The sequence below is a fragment of the uncultured Gimesia sp. genome (assembly GCF_963972345.1).
In the GTDB taxonomy this organism is placed as follows: domain Bacteria; phylum Planctomycetota; class Planctomycetia; order Planctomycetales; family Planctomycetaceae; genus Gimesia.
This window is the reverse complement of record NZ_CAXAVM010000332.1, coordinates 1-3,594: the sequence shown is the minus strand read 5'-3', so window position 1 is coordinate 3,594 and position 3,594 is coordinate 1. Positions and strand designations below refer to the sequence as shown.

Genomic DNA, 3,594 nt, shown 5'->3' with positions numbered 1-3,594 from the left:
GACTGATCGACTCGACCAGTCCGAGTTCCACCATACGTTCCGCCAGCAGTCGAAGTGACCAGTTCGCATAGCCTTTCGGAAGCTGCCCCAGACGCATGGCAATCACCTGCGCCTCCTGTTTGCCGTCGAGAACTTTCTGTCTCGGCGGTGCTGCCCGGGGCTTCCCATTCAAGGCGATCTCAAACCCTTCGACGACCAGTCGTTTCCGGAGATTTTCCACGGTCTGCACGCGGCACGAAAACGCCTCGGTGATTTTTGTGTCAGTCCAGTTCGGTCCCCGCACATCCGCCTTCAACAGAATTTCTGCCCGCCTGACCTTCTGCGCTGAACCTTTCAGCCGCTTGCGGACATCCGTAAGCGTATCCCGTTCCTGCTTCGACAGCCGTACGATGTATTTCTTTTCCATATCAGATCCTCCTTGAATGCGTGAAGGATCTGATATTTACTCGATCTCTACAACCCCAATTATTAAAACTGACGAGACACTAGTACCTCGGCCCAGTTTTCAAAGGGCAGATTGGTCGTCACGATCAGGCTGAAGCGTTCATACGCCGTGCTGATGACGTCGAACAGCAGTTCAGAGCCGAATTTAAGCATCAGGTTCGGAAGTAATGCACCTGATTGTTTTTTATGGGTAGCCAAATTGATGTGTCCGATTCTGCGATATCTGGCATGCTGAAGTTCCCCTTGACTTGATCCATTTGTTGTGAGAGTTTCCAATAGACTTGACCTTCACCCCGATTCCTGATCCATGTTAAATGCGAGAAATTTTGTTATCTTGTATTTTTCGTAGGAGGATCAGACAGCATGAACATGAAAAGAAACGATATTCGGAAGAGCAGATTGCATTTGTTTTGCGGCAGTATGAGTCCGGCACTGCGGTAGCAGAGATCGTCAGGAAGATGAGGATCACCGAACAGACCTTTTACCGTTGGGAGAAGAAATACGCCGGTCTGGGCGTCGCTGAAGTCCGCAGACTGAAGCAGTCGGAAGGGGAAAACTGGAAGCTCAAACAACTGGTGGCTGACCTGAGCCTGGACAAGAGCATGCTCTAAAACGTTCTCAAAAAAAACTGTGAGGCCCACTCGTCGTCGTACTCTGATGCAGGAACTTCAGGTTTGATACGAAGTCAGTGAGCGGTGTGCCTGCCAGGTGCTCGGCTTCTCGCGGGCCGGTCACCGTTACCAGAGTGTTCTTGATGAACCGGCCGAGCTGCGAATGCGTGAACTGGACACTATTCGTGTGCGTTCCCTGGCATTCTATTTCATGAAAGTGCAGATTGGAGTATGTGAACAATTCAAACTGACGCCAGGATGATTAATTCTTAAGCGTCAAAACTCGACCACTATTACTGGGGAAGTCCAGTTTCTACTATCGACCGGTTAGGGACGATCAAGTTTTCGAACAATTCTAGATGTGAGTTGTGCGCCGATCACAATGTGATGAGCAGATGAAACCTTATAGAAACCGTATTGAGATTCCCGTGCCCACGAAGTAGTCGTCAGCTGCTTCATTCAGCCCCACGCCTGCCCGGATATCCCATTGCACATTATTGTTGATCAGATAGGTAAATCCGCCATTAAAGTAATACTCAGGTTTTGCAGTCTCAGCACTTTGAGGGAAAAACGCAAACCACTCGGTATATGCACCTACTTTTTCAGTCAAAGTGTAACTGACTGTCCATGATTGAGCCCATTCGGTAAAGGCATTCGTGGTGACTTCGTCGATGGCGCGGTTGAACTGGGTGCTGCCTCCCGTCGAAATGAAGTCGTTGATTTCCCAACTGTAAATCCAGTTTAAGCCGGGCAGTACTTCTCCCGCTGTAAATTGATCTGAACCTGTGGGGACAGTCATCTGCGGGATGACCGCCATTTCAGGTAGAATTCCTTCTTGTGGCGTCAGTCCAATTTTGAAGCCAAGGTAAAGATCTTCACTACCGGAAATATCATTTAGTTGAGCAAGTTGATCGCTGGAATAGTTCCAGCCAAGTCGGAATTCTAGCCAGTCTGCCAGGATACCATAACGCAGAAGAGGTTCAGGCAAAGAATGAGATTTTGAAGAAGCAGTACCATCGTCATCATAGATGTAGGTGTATCCCAGTTCGAGCTGAACCACTCCCCGGCCCACAGTTGAACTCGCTTCAGTGAAATCGGGTCGGTCAGTGGCTAGAGGTTCGTCAAGATCGGGGCCTCCTGAAAAACTGGTTCCATAACTCCATTGAAATAGGGTGCCTCTGGGCTGGCATTCATTGTCAGAACAGATCGAGGCAGGTTCAAGCGGGCGCAAACCAGACTCCCGATCTGAAACTGGAGTAATATTTTCGTGCCAGGCGGGAGTCGGATTTTCAAACGGAAGATCGGCAATTGCCTGGGGAGGCTGGTACAAATGCTCTCCTGCCAGAACCGCACAGACCACCAAAACTTGATATGGGCAGTAACTGTTAAGTATTCGGAGTATCATCGATTTGAGTCTTTCTAGAGTTTTTGCTGATTTTGGGGGGGGATACAAATTCTGTTGATACTTTCGTGATCACTAATTGTCATAAGGATCGACGGGTAAATCGGTTTTGATATTCCAAAACCCTGGTTTTTGTATTCCAAAACTATGAGACTAATGAGGAAATGTCAGACACACGGACTTTCGGTGAAGATTGTTGATTAAAATTGCCGGTTGAAACCGACCTTTTTAAGCAATTCTCCATCACGACTTCCGGTCTGACAGCCAATTCGGGGGATACAGAGAGCGATGATTCTCTATGCTTGACACAAATTGTAGCATAAGCTACATTTGTCGGGGTTTGATGTAGCGCATGCTACAATTGTGCGTGGTGCATTCAGTACGCGCAACTATCTGTTAGGCCGGTAGACAGCGCATCGAAATCCTGAGCACAGCATCTGGTTATCAGAAGACGTTGCCTAAGAAAAGTATCTTATTGACAGATCGCCAGTTAAACAGTCATCGCAGACTACAATCTCACAAATCTCTGGCGTAATTAAAAAACCGAGGTTGAATTGCAAAGAATATTTGTACCTGCATTAAGATTGGGAGCACAATGAGTGATCTTCGTCGGACGCGTCCTGAAGACTATCTCTGGGCAATCGAAAGTATCGCCACTTTTGGAGATGATTCTCGTGCCCCGACCGGAAAGATTGCTAAAGCGATTGGAGTTACCAACGGAACAGTCAGTAGCGTACTGAAGGATCTGGCCCAAAAAGGGTTGATCGACTTAATCCCATATGAAGGGGCCATCCTGACAGAGTGCGGTCGAAGACAGGTTCTCCGTACGGTCCGTCGGCGTCGACTTCTCGAATTCTTCTTTTGCCAGTCGTTGGGAGTCACCTGGAAAACACTGGAGAAAGACGCCTTCCGACTGGAGCCTTGTGCTTCTGACAGACTGATTGATTATATCGATGACTTTTTGAATCATCCTGAATATGACCCAGGTGATGCTCCCATTCCACAAAAGGATGGATCGATGCCTGAGCACCAGGTTCTGCGATTGACAGATGCTCCTGTTGGCAAGTCACTCAAGGTTGTCCGGATCGATTTGCAGGCTGCAGATTCGCTGAGATATCTCTCAGAAATTGGTGTTCT

Annotated in this window: 4 protein-coding genes and 1 pseudogene; 2 read left to right on the top strand and 3 right to left on the bottom strand. The window is 48.2% G+C overall.

Annotation, left to right across the window (positions count from 1 at the left end):
- Positions 1–406 (bottom strand): helix-turn-helix domain-containing protein (locus tag AACZ40_RS28620; RefSeq protein WP_339677029.1); only part of this gene is annotated, 406 nt, incomplete at its 3' end.
- A gap of 62 nt (positions 407–468) precedes the next feature.
- Entirely contained in the window at positions 469–642 is a 174-nt protein-coding gene (locus AACZ40_RS28615; protein ID WP_291166076.1) for an ATP-binding protein, read from the bottom strand.
- A gap of 116 nt (positions 643–758) precedes the next feature.
- On the opposite strand from AACZ40_RS28615, the pseudogene AACZ40_RS28610 reads away from it, so the two are divergent.
- A pseudogene (locus AACZ40_RS28610) lies at positions 759–1,052 on the top strand (transposase); the annotation flags it as partial.
- Positions 1,053–1,458: 406 nt separating this feature from the next.
- On the opposite strand, the gene AACZ40_RS28605 reads toward AACZ40_RS28610, so the two are convergent.
- The gene (locus AACZ40_RS28605) at positions 1,459–2,385 is read right to left on the bottom strand and encodes a transporter (protein WP_291166074.1); all 927 of its coding nucleotides are present in this window, start codon (positions 2,383–2,385) and stop codon (positions 1,459–1,461) included.
- Positions 2,386–3,052: 667 nt separating this feature from the next.
- Between AACZ40_RS28605 and AACZ40_RS28600 the strand changes: the two genes are divergently transcribed.
- The coding region (locus tag AACZ40_RS28600; protein ID WP_339677026.1) for a metal-dependent transcriptional regulator at positions 3,053–3,594 on the top strand (542 nt) is incomplete at its 3' end.